Origin of the sequence: Thiolapillus sp. (assembly GCF_048562965.1) — a bacterium.
GTDB classification, from domain to species: domain Bacteria; phylum Pseudomonadota; class Gammaproteobacteria; order Chromatiales; family Chromatiaceae; genus Thiolapillus; species Thiolapillus brandeum_A.
In genome coordinates, this window is sequence record NZ_JBHNMF010001401.1 from 1 (window position 1) to 646 (window position 646).

A 646-nucleotide genomic window follows, 5' to 3' on the forward strand; every position below is an offset into this window, starting at 1 on the left:
TGTAATGTTAAAATAAAAAAGGTTCCACATTTTCGATCTAATCCAGAGAGCGCTTTCAGATGGCGAAAAAACTGATCAAATGGGCGATTTGGCTGATTGTGATTGCAGCAGTCGTGGTTGCAGGCATAAAAGTCATCAGCAACAAGAAAGCGGCCCTGGCAAAGATACCCACAGCGAAGATCTATGGGATTGTGGCTTCCACGCAGATCGCTGAAAAATCGTCAATTCAACTGACCGTCCCCTATCTGGCTGAAGTAAAGAGTGATTCTGACGTAGAGATTGCCTCCAAGGTCCCTTCCCGGGTGGACATGATTGTACCCAGTGGCACACTGGTCAAACGTGGAGATGTCATCGTCAGGCTGGATGCCGCGGAACTGCTGGCCAAGAAAAAAGGGCTGCAGTTGAAAATCTCGGAAGTGAAGAATCAGATAAAGGCAAAGTATGCAGATCTGAAGAACCTGAAGCGGGTGCATGAGCACACAGGGGAACTGCTAGCCAGCCAGGTTATTCCCAGAGACAAATATGATACTAGAGTTTAGAGTAAGCAACATTGTTCCACCGTATATTTTCGGGTGAAATAAAGTTGCTATTTTGTTCATACTGCCCGTTAGAGCTTGTTCTATACGCTGATTGCTGCATCCTGCTC

At 46.3% G+C, this 646-nt stretch carries 1 protein-coding gene; it reads left to right on the forward strand.

Annotated elements, in window-relative coordinates; translation table 11 throughout:
* Positions 1 to 59 precede the first annotated feature (59 nt).
* Positions 60 to 539 (forward strand): biotin/lipoyl-binding protein, encoded by a 480-nt coding sequence (locus tag ACOCD2_RS24580; RefSeq protein ID WP_293650807.1) that lies wholly within the window; start codon positions 60 to 62, stop codon positions 537 to 539.
* Positions 540 to 646: the final 107 nt, after the last annotated feature.

Excerpts from the sequence above, each read along its gene's own strand:
- ACOCD2_RS24580 (WP_293650807.1), top strand. The coding sequence starts at position 60 with ATGGCGAAAAAACTGATCAAATGGGCGATTTGGCTGATTGTGATTGCA.